Source organism: Acidisoma sp., assembly GCF_965199065.1.
GTDB lineage: Bacteria > Pseudomonadota > Alphaproteobacteria > Acetobacterales > Acetobacteraceae > Acidisoma.
On the sequence record NZ_CBDAQN010000003.1, the window covers coordinates 2,074,496 to 2,087,065 of the forward strand.

A 12,570-nucleotide genomic window follows, 5' to 3' on the forward strand; every position below is an offset into this window, starting at 1 on the left:
CGTCATTTAGCGGGAAAAGCGTGCGGGCGGAACTTGCCCGACCGGGGCGGAGCCTCTAAAGGCGCGCGCACCGTCCCTTCAAAGAAAGAAACGCCATCATGGCTATCGAGCGCACGCTGTCCATCCTGAAGCCTGACGCCACCCGCCGCAACCTGACGGGCAGCATCAACAAGATCTTCGAGGAGGCCGGCCTGTCTATCCTGGCGCAGAAGCGCATCCTGCTCACCCGCGCCGAGGCCGAGGCATTCTATGCGGTGCACAAGGAGCGCGGCTTCTTCAACGACCTCGTCGGCTACATGATTTCCGGGCCGGTCGTGGCGCAGGTTCTGTCGGGCGACAATGCGGTGCTTAAGCATCGCGACCTGATGGGCGCGACGGACCCCAAGAAGGCGGCGGCCGGCACCGTCCGCGCCCTGTTCGCCGAGAGCATCGAGGCCAACACGGTGCACGGGTCTGACAGCCTCGAGAACGCCGCGACGGAGATCTCGTTCTTCTTTGCCGGTATCGAGATCGTCGCCGCCTAGCCTTCCGAAGGGGGCGGCGCTCCGCCCCCTCCCTCGCCTTAGAAAATCGGCATGCCGCCGGCGACGGTGATCAGCGCGCCCGAGATGTAGCTCGCTTCGTCCGAGGCCAGCATGACATAGGGCGGCGCCACCTCGACCGGCTGGCCGGGGCGTCCGTACGGCGTCTGCGAGCCGAAGTTCTTGATGGCGTCCTCCTCCATTCCAGCCGGAATGAACGGCGTCCAGATCGGGCCGGGCAGGACGGCGTTGACGCGCAAGCCCTTTTCGGCAAGCAGCTGCGCGAACGAAACGGTCATGTTGCCGATGGCGCCCTTGGTCGCCGAGTAGCCGAACAGGCTCGGCGTCGGGTGCTTCGTGTTGACCGAGGCCGTGTTGATGATCGAGCCGCCGGGCTGCATCACCCCGACCGCCGCCTTCGTCACATAGAAGGTGCCATGGACGTTGGTGGCGAACATCGCCTCCCAATCCTCGTCCTTGGTTTCCTCCAGCGACGGCGTCGGCGCCTGGTAGGCCGCGTTGTTGACCAGCACATCCAGCTTGCCGAACGCCTTGACCGTCTGCTCGACGATGGCGCGCGCGTCGGCCGACTTCGAGATGTCGGTCGGCAGCAGCAGGGCGCGCCGCCCGGCCTTGGTGATGAGCGCCTCGACCTCGCGCGCATCGGCTTCCTCGGCGGCAAGATAAGCGATGGCGACATCCGCGCCCTCGCGGGCGAAAGCGATGGCGACGGCACGGCCGATGCCGCTATCGCCGCCGGTGATGAGCGCCGCCTTGCCGGTCAGACGGCCATGCCCCTGGTAGCTGTCCTCGCCGGTATCCGGCTTCGGGTTCATCTCGGCACGCTTCCCGGGGAAGCTCTGCTGCTGCACCGGGAACGGGGGCTGCTTGTAAAGGGTCGTCGGATCCTGGGTCATGCGCTCTGTTCCGCTTGAGGTGGCTGACATCGATGCCAGCCGGGACCGCTACATGCGGTCGCCACCAGGACCCTCCAACGCGAACAACCTTCACCTTCGGTCAAAGCTTCTCGATGACGACCACCACGCCTTCCGCCGCCGCCAATGTCAGCGGCGAGGCAACGGCATCGTGATGGAGGCCGCTGGAGAAAAGGATGCGGCCGGGCTTCACCGTGACCGTCTGCGCCGCCTCGCCGAGGTTGAGGTGGACCGCAAGGTGCTGCTCCGGCGCCCGGCGCTCATAGGACAGCACCGTGCCTTCGACATGCACCCCCTCCGTCTCTCCGTGCAGCAGCGCGGGGCTCGTCTTCCGGAGAGCGATCAAGCCGCGATAGAGGTTCAGCATGGACTGCGGATCGGCGGCCTCGGCCACCACATCCGCCTCCTGCGCGCCGAACGGCAGCCAAGGCTTGGCGGTGGTGAAGCCGTGGCCGGCGGAGGCGTCCCAGGGCATCGGCGTCCGCTCCGGATCACGGCCAAGCCCCTTGCCGGGCTCGCGCTTCTCGGCTGGGTCCTGCACCTCATCGGGCGGAATGGCCACATCCGCCATGCCGATCTCCTCGCCGTAATAGATCGTCGGCGTGCCGCGCAGGGTCAGCAGCAGCATCGCCGCCATCCGGGCTTGGGCGCGCCCGATCCGGCTCGCGATGCGGGGCCGGTCGTGGTTGCCGAGCACCCAGTTCGGCCAGCCGCCCGGCGGCAACGCGCCCTCATAATCCGTGATGATCCGCGCGATCGTCTCGGCGCTCCAGCCGCTCATGAGCAGCAGCTGGAAGTTGAAGGGCAGCTGCGCCTCGTTGAGATGCGGCCCGTAGTAGGTCACCAGCCGGTCGATCGGCAGATAGATCTCGCCGATGAGCACGCGGTCCCCGAACTCGTCGAGCACCGAGCGGAGGCCGGCGACCACCTCGTGCACCTCCGGCCGGTCGGCGGTGTAGAGCGGCAGCAGCCGGTCGTGCGACGAGCCGCCAGGGTGGTAGTCCGGGTTCGGCGGATTGTCGCGAAACCGGTCGTCCTTGATCATCATCCACATGACATCGACGCGAAACCCGTCGACGCCGCGCTTGAGCCAGAAGCGCAAGGCGTCGTGCATGGCGGCGACGACGGCGGGGTTCCGCCAGTTGAGGTCCGGCTGCTGCGGCAGAAACGAGTGGTAGTAGTATTGGCCGGTGCGCTCGTTCAGCGTCCAGCCGGGGCCGCCGAAGTTGCTCAGCCAGTTGTTGGGCGGCCCGCCGTCAGGTGCCGGGTCGCGCCACAGATACCAGTCACGCTTCGGGCTCCTAAGGCTCGATGCGCTCTCGAGGAACCAGGGGTGCCGGTCCGAGGTGTGGTTCGGCACGAAGTCGAGGATGAGCCTCAACCCGAGGCCATGCGCTTGCGCGATCAGCGCGTCGAAATCCTCCATGGTGCCGAACAGCGGGTCGATGCCGGTGTAATCGGCAATGTCGTAGCCGAAATCGGCCATCGGCGAGGGGTAGATGGGCGAGAGCCACAGCGCATCGACGCCCAGCGCCTGCAGATGGCCGAGCCGCCGCGCAACGCCGCGCAGATCGCCGACCCCGTCCCCGTTGGCGTCCTGAAAGGAGCGCGGATAGACCTGATAGACGATCCCGCTCTGCCACCACGCCAATCCCATGTTAGTTACCAACCGGATGTGATCCTTAGAGATGGCGGGTACGAGCGGATGATCAACGATCTTTGGTACAAGAACGCCGTCATCTATAATTTGTCGGTCGATACGTTCATGGATGCGGACGGCGACGGCATCGGCGACTTCAAGGGCCTCATCCGACGCCTCGACTATCTGCAGGGCCTCGGCGTCACCGCCATCTGGCTCATGCCCTTCCAGCCTTCGCCGCGGCGTGACGACGGCTACGATGTCGCCGACTATTACGGTGTCGATCCACGCTACGGCACGCTCGGCGACTTCGTGGAGTTCACCCATGGCTGCGAGCAGCGCGGCATCCGCGTGCTGATCGACCTCGTGGTCAACCACACCTCCGACCAGCACCCGTGGTTCCAGCAGGCGCGCGCCGATCCGAAATCCCGCTACCGCGACTGGTATGTGTGGGCGGACAAGGAGCCCGCGGACGCCGCCGACGGCATCGTTTTCCCCGGTGTGCAGACATCCACCTGGACGCGGGACCCGGTCGCGAAAGCCTGGTACTTCCACCGCTTCTACGATTTCCAGCCCGACCTCGACACCGCGAACCCGGAGGTGCTGGCCGAGATCCTTCGCATCATGGGGTTCTGGCTGCAGCTCGGCGTCTCGGGCTTTCGCATGGATGCAGTGCCCTTCGTGATCTCCCGCAAGGGCGCCGACGTGCACGGCCAGCACGAGCAATACGAAATGCTGCGGGCCTTGCGCGAGTTTCTTCAGTGGCGGCGCGGCGACGCCGTCATCCTCGGCGAGGCGAACGTCCTGCCGGACACCGACATGAATTATTTCGGCAAGACCGGCGAGCGCATGCAGATGATGTTCAACTTCCAGGTCAACCAGCACCTGTTCCATGCTCTGGCGACCGCCGACACCCGGCTTCTGGCGAAGGCTCTCAAGGCGACCGAGGCGCGTCCGGCGACGGCGCAGTGGGGGCAGTTCCTGCGCAACAACGACGAACTCGATCTAGGCCGCCTCACGGAGGCGCAGCGCGAGGCGGTGTTCGCGGCCTTCGGCCCCGACAAGACCATGCAGCTCTACGGACGCGGCATCCGGCGGCGCCTGGCCCCGATGCTGCAGGGCGATCGCCGCCGGCTGGAAATGGCCTACAGCCTCATGGTCACATTGCCGGGCACGCCGGTCATTCGTTATGGAGACGAAATAGGAATGGGCGACGATCTGTCGCTGCCCGAGCGCAATTGCGCCCGCACCCCGATGCAATGGTCGGTCGAGCGCCAAGGCGGCTTTACCCTGAGCGACACACCGGTGCTGCCGCCGATCCACGATGGGCCCTACGGTTTCGCGCACGTCAACGTGGCCGAGCAGCGGCGGAACCCGGACTCGTTGCTGAACTGGATGGAGCGCATCTTGCGGATGCGGAAGGAGGTGCCGGAGGTCGGCTGGGGCATTCCCACCATCCTGCGGACAGGCCGGAACGATGTGCTGGCGATCCGCTATGACTGGCGCGGCAACGCGGCGCTGTTCATCCACAACTTCAGCGATATGCCGCTCGAGATCAGACTGACCCCCGGCGCCGAAGGCACCCACGACAGTCTGCTGGTCAATTTGTTGTCGGACAACAACAGCGAGCCGGGCGACGACGGGCGCCACTGCATTCTGCTCGAGCCATACGGCTACCGGTGGTACCGGGTTGGCGGCCTCGATTACCTGCTTCGCCGCCGGGACGTTTAGAGCGTCGGGCCTTGTATGCGGGGTCGCCACTCCAATACTGACTAGCCGGATGGAGAGCCGCCGGATGAGAGCCACCGCAGAAGCCATGTGCGCGGAATGAGCGGTGCACGCCTCGATGGGGAGTTGCCGCTCGACCGGTATGCGGCGATCGGCGACGGGCGGTCGGTCGCGATCGTCGGCGCCGATGGCTCGATCGACTGGTGGTGCGTCCCCCACATGGACAGCGTTCCGTTCTTCGACCGCCTCCTCGACCCATGGGAAGGCGGCCGCTTTTCCGTGACGCCCGTGGACGCGTTCGAGGTCGCGCGAGATTATCTCCCCGACAGCAACGTGCTCGTCCAGACCTTCACCACGGCCTCGGGCCGCGCACGGCTGACGGATGGGCTGAACAGCGGCATCTCCGGCCGGTTGCCATGGAGCGAGTTGGCCCGTCGCATCGAAGGCCTTGAGGGCGAGGTCGAGTTTCGCATCGAATGCCGGCCCGGTCACCGGCTGGGGCACGGCAACCCGTGGCGCGAAGACAGCCCGCACGGCGACGTGCTGCATATCGACGGCGTCATCGCGGCGTTCCGGGCGACGGACGACGTGGAGCGGGTCACGCGGGACGACCGCCACCTCGTCTGCAGTCTGGTGACCTCGCCGGGCTCGCGCAGCCTCGTCGCTATTCTCGCCTCGGGGAACGAGCCCCTCATCCTGCCGCCTCTGGCGGACATCGACGCCCGGCTCGACCGGTCCAGCGCCTCCTGGCAGGAATGGGCGCGCAACCTCAAGATCGACGGGCCCTATGCCAGCACGGTGCGCCGCAGCGCCTTGGCGCTCAAGCTGCTGCTGTTCTCGCCAAGCGGGGCCACCGCCGCTGCCGCGACCAACTCCCTGCCGGAGCGGCTGGGCGGAACCAAGAACTACGATTACCGCTACGCCTGGGTGCGCGATGTGGCCTACACGATCAAGGCGTTCCTGCGGGTCGGCGCGACCGAGGAGGCCAAGGCGGCGTTCTCCTGGCTCATGGGCACGATCCGCCGGCACGGCATGCCGCTTCACACGATGTACCGGCTGGACGGCGACGTGGCTCCCGCCCAGGAGACGCTCGACCTTCCAGGATATCGCGGCAGCCGGGACGTGCTGCTCGGCAACAAGGCGCGGGACCAGCTTCAGCTCGGCACCTTCGGCGACATTCTCGAAACGGCGGCGTTGTTTGTCGAAAGCGGTCACGTCCTCGATCTGCTGACGCGCCGCCTGCTCGGCGAGCTCGTCGATCGTTGCGCCGACATGTGGATGCAGAAGGACGCCGGCATCTGGGAACTCGATGAGGTCGAGCACTACACGATGTCCAAGATGGGCTGCTGGACGGCGCTCGACCGTGGTGTCCGCCTCGCGGAGAAGCATCAGATCGACGTGCAGCACGCCGGTCGCTGGCGCCGCGAGCGCGACCGCATCCGCGACTGGGTCGATGCGAACTGCTGGTCCGATGCGAAGCAGTCCTACACCATGCATCCCGGCACGGAGCGCCTCGATGCGGCGCTGCTGCTCGCGACGCGTTTCGGCTTCGAGCGGCGCGACCGGCTTGCGGCCACGCGTGACGCCGTTGTCCAGGAACTCGCGAGAGGACCGTTGGTCTATCGCTACTCCGGCATGGAGCGCGAGGAAGGCACCTTCACCGCCTGCGGCTTCTGGCTGGTTGAAGCGTTTGCCCTGCTCGGCGATCTGGCTTCCGCCCGGCGCCAGATGGACGGAATGCTGGAGCGTTGCGGCACCAACCTCGGGTTGCTCACCGAAATGATCGATGCGCGATCGGGCGAGATGCTTGGCAACCTGCCCCAGGCGCTCAGTCATCTGGCGCTCGTCCACGCCGCATTCTCAATCGGCGAAGCGGAACAGAGAGCGCCAGACGCTGGCTCGGACGGCTAGTTGAACGGCAAGTAGCGAAAGCTGATCAGCACGGCATTCTCATCCGCCGACGGGCTGACAGTGCTGCCCTTGGTTGAACCGACACCCGCGAAGGTGTTGCGCTGGATGTGTTCGTACTGCGCGCCGAATTCCAATGTCCCGAAGCTGCCCTTGATGAAGCGATACCAGGCGCCGATCGTAGCCTCGACCACCGCGGAGGTGGTGGCGTTGCACGTTCCAAGTTCGAGCGCGCAACCTGACAGGTTGACGTTGGGGTTCCCATAGCCGCTGGTGGTGGTGCCGGTGGTATAGTATTTCGCCTTCGCCCCTTCCGCGCCGCCATAGGTGTAAAGATCGAGCTTGGGCGTTGCGTGGGCAACAAATCCGCCCATGATCGAGTAGGCCGGGATCGGCTCGATCTTTCCGGTCGTGTTGAATGTCGCGTCAGGAAGCTGTGCGGTGCCGTATCTCCCGACACCGTCGCCGATGAGGCCGCTGACCTGGAAGTTCAGCTTGTTCCGGATGACGGGCAGGATCATGCCGGCCCCGACACCCTCACCGGTCGTGTTGTAGTTGGTACCCGTCCCGCTGGCGGGGTTGGAGACCCGGCCACCGAGGAAGCTCAGAAGCCCATAGACCTCGTAGTGCCCGAAGCCGGGGTCGGCCGCGAACTTGGCGATAAGATCGGGCGCGCTGTTATCGCTGTAGGCCTGGATGGAGTTGACGTTGGAACCGCCGCAGGCGGTGTATTCGAGGTCGGAACCGCCGATGGCGGTGGGCGCCGCGGCGCCGGTCAGACAGTTGGGGCCGGCATTGCCGCTGAAGGTGGTTTGCGGTTCCTCGGCCGAGAAACCGAGCCAGTATTTCTGGTTGTCGAAGTCTTTGACGACCCGGAATTCGGTCTGTCGCGCCCAGTCGAAACCCACCACATATTGCGCATCGATCGTGAGCGGGACGTTCTCGCTGCGCGGCAGCAGGCCTTTGCTGTACAGTGTCGCCAAACTCCAGCCCTGACCGCCGACGAAGTGCAGTCCCAGGTAGCTGTTGTCGTATTCGCCCCAGAACTGGCGCAGCCGGAGCGTGTAGCTGTTGCTCTGGTTCGAGTTCGATGACGAACCGGCGCTCAGGAAGTCGGTTTCCAGGTAGCCTGTGAGCTTCTCTGAATCGTCGAGCTTTGCCTGCGTCAGCACGGAAAAGCGGCTCTGCTGCGCCGTCTCGCGGTATTCCGGGACGTGATAGTTGGGCGAGTTCCGAAGCGGAATGCCCGTGTTGAAGTTCGTGTCGATGCTCGCCGCTTCGTTGCGCGACCTGTAGACGCCTTCGGCCGCCGCAAAGCCGCCCAGGGTCACGGTGACGGCACCGAGGCGGAAGGACCCGGTGGGCAGCGGCGGCGGCGCCGGGGCGGCCGGGGGCGGCGCCGCATACACGATCGTCGGGGCCGGAGCATGCGATACCGTCGTCTCAATCTGCTGCGTATGCACAGCGGCAAGGCGGGCCTGGCTGCGCGCTTCCGCTGCCTCGGCCTGCGCCTGCCTCAAGGCGCTGTCGCGCCGGGCCATCTGCACCTTCATCGCCCGGATCTCGGCCTGCAGGGCGTTGATCTGGCTTTCGATCGCCTGCAGCTGCGCGGCCGACTGCGCCGCAGCCTCGTGCGGACGAAGCACGAGGGTGGCGAGCATCGTGGCAGACAAAAGCGCCGCCGTTAGGTGATTGTTCCTGACCATAGCAACAACTCCTGAGAAGCTGGGTCACCGCTTCGAACAGGAATGTGATTATCGGGTTGCTATGGTTACTGTCTGTTAAGCTTCAATGACGGCGGATGGTGCTCACCCTCAGTGAAGCGCTCCGCCCCAGATGACGGCGCAAACAACCTGCCGAAATTCATGGGGTAGAAGCAGCGAGACGCCCCCCGCACCGCTGGGGGCGTCTCCGCGTTCAGGCGGCGGCGGACATCGTCCGGTCCAGCGAAATCGGGAACTGCCGCACCCGGATTCCGGTTGCGTGGTAGACCGCGTTGGCGATGGCGCCGGCGCTCCCCGTGATGCCGATCTCGCCCACGCCCTTGATCCCGAGCGCGTTCACGTGCGGGTCCACCTCATCGACGATGATCGCCTCGAGCGAGGGCACGTCGGCATTCACCGGCACCTGATACTCGGCGAGGTTGGTGTTCATCGGCCGGCCCGTGCGCGGGTCGATGATCGCGCGCTCGTGGAGTGCGAAGGAGATGCCCCAGATCATGCCGCCGTAGTACTGGCTGCGTACCAGATGCGGGTTGATGATCCGGCCGGCGGCGAATGCCCCCACCATGCGGCTCACGCGTATCTGGCCGAGATCCGGGTCCACCTTGACCTCCGCGAAAACGGCGCCGTGCGCATGCATCGCATACGCTTCGTGCGTCGCCTCGTCGGCGGCGCCGGTGCCGCTTCCGTCCACCTCGTCGAGACCCGCCCGCGCGAGGATTTCGCTGTAGCTCTCGCTGCGGGATTCGTCGTCGAGGCGGTGCAGGCGCCCGTCGCGGGCTGCCAAACCCGCATTGCCGGCGCCGAACAGAGGCGAGCGCTCGTCGCGCATCGCGAGTTCTGCGAGGCGGGCAATGACGGCGGCGCCAGCGTTATGAATGGCCATGCCGACGGTCGCCGTGTGGCCGGAGCCGCCCGCGATGCCGGCATCCGGCAGGTCGGACGAGCCGGCGCGGAATTCGAGCCGATCCATCGGCAGCGCGAGGCCGTCGGCGGCGATCTGCGCCAGTGCCGTCCAGGCGCCCTGGCCCATGTCATGCGCCCCGGTCTCGACCAGGCCGGAGCCGTCGCGACGGATGACGGCGCGCGCCTTGCCCTGGAACATGTGCGCGGGATAAGTCGCGGTGCCCATGCCCCAGCCGACCAGCAGGCCGTTCTCGTCGCGCGTCTGCCGGGATGCGAGCGGCCGGCCGGCCCAGCCGAAGCGCGCCGCGCCCTGCGCGTAGCATTCCCGCAGCGCTTTCGACGAGTAGGGCTTGCCGGAGATCGGGTCGGTCTCGGCGTAGTTGGCGAGGCGGAAGGCGAGCGGGTCCATGCCGCAGGCTTCCGCCATCTCGTCGATCGCCGATTCCAGCGCGAGGCTGCCCGGCGCCTCTCCCGGCGCGCGCATGAAGGTGGGCGTCCCGGTGTCGAGACGCACGGCGGTATGGGCGGTCGCTATGTTCGGGCTCGCATAGAGGACATGCGCGATCTCGGCCGCCGCCTCATAGAAGTCGTCGTAGGTGCTGCTCGCGGTATGGGTATGGTGCTCGATCGCGGTGAGGTGGCCGTCCGCGTCGCTGCCCAGGCGCAGCTTCTGCCGCGTCGGCGCACGGTGGCCGACCATTCCGAACATCTGGTCGCGCGGCAGCACGAGCTTCACCGGGCGGCCGACCATGCGGGCGGCGATGATGCCGAGCAGCTGCGGCCCGGCGACCAGGCCCTTGCCGCCGAACCCGCCGCCGAGGAATGGCGAGCGGATGTGAATGTTCTCGTGCGGAATATCGAGCAGGCGCGCGATGCGGTCCTGCATGATCCCGAGGCCCTGGGTGGGCGTGTCGATCACGACGTTGTCGCCGTCCCATACAGCGACGACGGCATGCGGCTCCAACTGGTTGTGGTACTGGGCCGGCGTCTCGTAGGTCGCGTCGATGCGATGGGCGGCGCCCGCGAGGCCAGCGCCGATGTCGCCATGATGCGTCTCGGTGGGCAGGCCGACGCCCACCACCGGCGGCGCGAAGCTCTCGCCCGCATCCAGCCCGACCCTCGGTGTCTCGATCTCGTAGCGTGGGGCGAGCAGGGTCGCGCCCTCGACAGCCGCTTCGAACGTCTCGGCAATCACGACGGCGATCGGCTGGTTGGCGTAGCGGACGTGGTCCGATTGCAGCAGGTCGAGCTTGAAGTCGAACATGCCGCTTTTTTCGTCCGGATCATGGGCGACGGCCGGACGGTTGGCCGGGGTCATCACCTCGACCACGCCGGGATGAGCTTTGGCTGCCGCCACGTCGAGCGCCGTGACGCGCCCGCGCGAGATCGTGCTGACGGCGCAGACGGCATACAGCATGCCGGGCGGGTGGTTGTCGGCGGCGTAGCGGGCGCGGCCGGTAACCTTGAGCAGGCCGTCGCGCCGGGTCAGCGGCTGCCCGATGCTGGAACCATGGCGGATATTGGCGGGCATCCGGGTCGTGTTGGTGTCAGACATGGACGGACGCTCCGGTGGAAATGGCAAAGGGCGAAGCCGGCAGCGCCGGCATGCGATCCGGCGTGCCGGCGGCCGCGAGCGCGAGGGCGCGAACGATGATCCGGCGTGCCAGCTCGATCTTGAAGGCGTTGTCGCCGGAGGGCCGGGCAGCGGCAAGCGCCGCCTCGGCAGCCCGCGTGTAGGCGTCGCGTCCAGGGGTTGCCCCGGCGAGCGCCGCCTCGGCTTCGAACGCCCGCCACGGCTTATGGGCAACGCCGCCGAGCGCGATCCGGGCCTCGGCGATCCGGCCGCCATCCATGCGGAGATGCGCCGCCGCCGACACGATGGCGAAGGCGTAGGAGGTGCGGTCCCGCACCTTGAGGTAGCGCGCATGGGGCGCGAAGGCTGCGGCCTCCGCCGGCAGCCGGACGGCGACGATCAGTTCGCCGGGTTCGAGCACGGTGTCGCGTTCGGGCGACTGCTCGGGAAGGCGGTGCAGCGCTTCCAAGGGCACCTCGCGGCGTCCGTTGGCGCCCTCGATTTCGACGATGGCGCCGAGCGCCGCGAGCGGCACGCAGAAGTCCGACGGCTGGGTGGCGATGCAAGCCTCGCTCCAGCCGAGGATGGCGTGCTGGCGGTTCTCGCCGCCATGAGCATCGCAACCGGCGCCGGGGCTCCGTTTGTTGCAGGCGCTCGCGGGGTCGTAGAAGTAGGCGCAGCGGGTGCGCTGGAGCAGGTTGCCGCCGACGGTCGCGGCGTTCCGCAGCTGCGCCGAGGCGCCCGACAGCAGCGCCTCCGCGACGGACGGGAAGCGGCGGGCGAACTCGGTGTCGTAGGCGAGGTCGGCGTTGCTGACCAAGGCCCCGATGCGGACGGCGCCGTCGTCGAGGTGGTCGATGCTGTCGAGGCCGGGCAGGCGGGTCACGTCCACAAGCCGGCCGGGGCGCAGCACGTTGCCCTTCATGAGGTCGACGATGTTCGTTCCGGCGGCGAGGTAGCTGGCGCCCGGATGGGCGGCGGCGGCGATCGCTTCGGCGATCGTGGCCGGCCGGATGTATTCGAAGGTCTTCATGCCGCTTGCTTCCGGTCCGACTGCTCGAGGGTGTGCGTCGCTTCGAGCACCGCCTCGGTGATGCCCGCATAGGCGCCGCAACGGCACAGGTTGCCGCTCATGAGTTCGCGAATGCGCTCGGGGTCGTCTCCAGCATGCCCTTCCTGGATCAGGCCGACGGCGCTCATGATCTGCCCGGGCGTGCAGAAACCGCACTGGAAGCCGTCGCAGGCGATGAACGCGGCCTGGACCGGGTGCAGCTCATCCTCGGTGGCGAGGCCCTCGATTGTCACGATCTCCGCCCCGTCGTGGCTGACGGCGAGCGCGAGGCACGAGTTCACGCGCCGCCCGTCGAGGAGGACGGTGCAGGCGCCGCATTGGCCGCGGTCGCAGCCTTTTTTGGTGCCGGGGAGGTCGAGGCGCTCGCGCAGCAGGTCGAGCAACGTGACGCGTGGATCTTCGAGCGCGACCTCGTGTTGGACGCCGTTGACGGTGAGGGCGATGGTCAGGCTCATGGAGCCTCCTGATCTGAAACTGGAAGCGCGCCGCGCGAGACGAGGCCCTGGCGGCGGCGGGGGTACAAGGACGTGACCCGCTTACAGCATCGCGGAGGCTGCCTCCACTACG

At 67.2% G+C, this 12,570-nt stretch carries 9 protein-coding genes; 3 read left to right on the forward strand and 6 right to left on the reverse strand.

Annotated elements, in window-relative coordinates; genetic code table 11:
* Positions 1–98: 98 nt before the first annotated feature.
* A complete protein-coding gene (gene ndk / locus ACOEQ1_RS17755) occupies positions 99–524 on the forward strand; it encodes a nucleoside-diphosphate kinase (RefSeq protein ID WP_419760551.1) in 426 nt (141 codons plus the stop codon).
* Positions 525–562: 38 nt separating this feature from the next.
* Here the strand turns inward: ndk and ACOEQ1_RS17760 are convergent, their stop codons facing one another.
* Together ACOEQ1_RS17760 and ACOEQ1_RS17765 are read right to left on the reverse strand one after the other, a co-directional pair.
* Positions 563–1,438 carry an SDR family oxidoreductase gene (locus ACOEQ1_RS17760; protein ID WP_419760552.1) on the reverse strand — a complete coding sequence of 292 codons (876 nt, stop codon included), beginning with the start codon at positions 1,436–1,438 and terminating at the stop codon, positions 563–565.
* A 100-nt stretch (positions 1,439–1,538) separates the two neighbouring features.
* The gene (locus ACOEQ1_RS17765) at positions 1,539–3,125 is read right to left on the reverse strand and encodes an alpha-amylase family glycosyl hydrolase (RefSeq protein ID WP_419760553.1); all 1,587 of its coding nucleotides are present in this window, start codon (positions 3,123–3,125) and stop codon (positions 1,539–1,541) included.
* A gap of 36 nt (positions 3,126–3,161) precedes the next feature.
* Here ACOEQ1_RS17765 and ACOEQ1_RS17770 point away from each other — a divergent pair, with 36 nt between their 5' ends.
* Together ACOEQ1_RS17770 and ACOEQ1_RS17775 are read left to right on the forward strand one after the other, a co-directional pair.
* Positions 3,162–4,826 carry an alpha-amylase family protein gene (locus tag ACOEQ1_RS17770; RefSeq protein ID WP_419760554.1) on the forward strand — a complete coding sequence of 555 codons (1,665 nt, stop codon included), beginning with the start codon at positions 3,162–3,164 and terminating at the stop codon, positions 4,824–4,826.
* Between the two features lie 96 nt (positions 4,827–4,922).
* Positions 4,923–6,734 (forward strand): glycoside hydrolase family 15 protein, encoded by a 1,812-nt coding sequence (locus ACOEQ1_RS17775; RefSeq protein WP_419760555.1) that lies wholly within the window; start codon positions 4,923–4,925, stop codon positions 6,732–6,734.
* Here ACOEQ1_RS17775 and ACOEQ1_RS17780 read toward each other — a convergent pair.
* The 4 genes from ACOEQ1_RS17780 to ACOEQ1_RS17795 all read right to left on the reverse strand — a co-directional run bounded on the left by ACOEQ1_RS17780 (position 6,731) and on the right by ACOEQ1_RS17795 (position 12,458).
* Positions 6,731–8,437 (reverse strand): hypothetical protein, encoded by a 1,707-nt coding sequence (locus ACOEQ1_RS17780; protein WP_419760556.1) that lies wholly within the window; start codon positions 8,435–8,437, stop codon positions 6,731–6,733. The genes ACOEQ1_RS17775 and ACOEQ1_RS17780 overlap by 4 nt on opposite strands.
* A gap of 211 nt (positions 8,438–8,648) precedes the next feature.
* The gene (locus tag ACOEQ1_RS17785; protein WP_419760557.1) at positions 8,649–10,913 is read right to left on the reverse strand and encodes a xanthine dehydrogenase family protein molybdopterin-binding subunit; all 2,265 of its coding nucleotides are present in this window, start codon (positions 10,911–10,913) and stop codon (positions 8,649–8,651) included.
* On the reverse strand, positions 10,906–11,964 hold the full coding sequence (locus ACOEQ1_RS17790) for an FAD binding domain-containing protein (RefSeq protein ID WP_419760558.1): 1,059 nt from the start codon (positions 11,962–11,964) through the stop codon (positions 10,906–10,908). The genes ACOEQ1_RS17785 and ACOEQ1_RS17790 overlap by 8 nt, the downstream gene beginning before the upstream one ends.
* Positions 11,961–12,458, reverse strand: coding sequence for a (2Fe-2S)-binding protein (locus tag ACOEQ1_RS17795; protein WP_419760559.1), 498 nt, complete (start codon positions 12,456–12,458; stop codon positions 11,961–11,963). The genes ACOEQ1_RS17790 and ACOEQ1_RS17795 overlap by 4 nt, the downstream gene beginning before the upstream one ends.
* Positions 12,459–12,570 lie beyond the last annotated feature (112 nt).

What these genes read in the sequence shown, in the direction of transcription:
- ndk (WP_419760551.1), top strand. Translation starts at nt 99, where the DNA reads ATGGCTATCGAGCGCACGCTGTCCATCCTGAAGCCTGACGCCACCCGC.
- ACOEQ1_RS17760 (WP_419760552.1), bottom strand. Translation starts at nt 1,438, where the DNA reads ATGACCCAGGATCCGACGACCCTTTACAAGCAGCCCCCGTTCCCGGTG.
- ACOEQ1_RS17770 (WP_419760554.1), top strand. Translation starts at nt 3,162, where the DNA reads ATGATCAACGATCTTTGGTACAAGAACGCCGTCATCTATAATTTGTCG.
- ACOEQ1_RS17775 (WP_419760555.1), top strand. Translation starts at nt 4,923, where the DNA reads ATGAGCGGTGCACGCCTCGATGGGGAGTTGCCGCTCGACCGGTATGCG.
- ACOEQ1_RS17780 (WP_419760556.1), bottom strand. Translation starts at nt 8,437, where the DNA reads ATGGTCAGGAACAATCACCTAACGGCGGCGCTTTTGTCTGCCACGATG.
- ACOEQ1_RS17785 (WP_419760557.1), bottom strand. Translation starts at nt 10,913, where the DNA reads ATGTCTGACACCAACACGACCCGGATGCCCGCCAATATCCGCCATGGT.
- ACOEQ1_RS17790 (WP_419760558.1), bottom strand. Translation starts at nt 11,964, where the DNA reads ATGAAGACCTTCGAATACATCCGGCCGGCCACGATCGCCGAAGCGATC.
- ACOEQ1_RS17795 (WP_419760559.1), bottom strand. Translation starts at nt 12,458, where the DNA reads ATGAGCCTGACCATCGCCCTCACCGTCAACGGCGTCCAACACGAGGTC.